This window comes from Pseudomonas sp. SDO55104_S430, assembly GCF_054070595.1.
In genome coordinates, this window is the sequence record NZ_JBSVXG010000511.1 from 1 (window position 1) to 327 (window position 327).

The following is a 327-nucleotide window of genomic DNA, read 5'->3' on the forward strand; positions in this document are numbered from 1 at the left end:
TGCGCCGGATTCTGCGCAAGATTGCGACGGCGGAGTATGAGGGGTTGGGGGATATCTCGACCCTGGCGGATCCGGGTGTGGTGCAGCATTTGATTGATACGCACCGGACTATGAATGTTGCTTAAGTAGGTTTGGTGTTATTGAAGCCCCGCCTGGCTTGGTGCCTGGTGGGGCTTTTTTGTGGGTGGTGGTTTTGTGGTGGTTGGGCGGGCCTCTTCGCGGGCAAGCCTCGCTCCTACAGAGGGGCGGTGGTTAGCCAGTCGGTGATGAAAACATTGTGGCGAGGGGGCTTGCCCCCGTTGGACTGCGCAGCAGTCCCATCTTTTT

1 protein-coding gene is annotated in these 327 nt (G+C 58.4%); it reads left to right on the forward strand.

Going from position 1 to position 327, the window contains the following annotated elements; translation table 11 throughout:
* On the forward strand, positions 1-125 hold a 125-nt coding region (locus ACW9JE_RS30940), incomplete at its 5' end, for a hypothetical protein (RefSeq protein WP_457434937.1).
* Positions 126-327 lie beyond the last annotated feature (202 nt).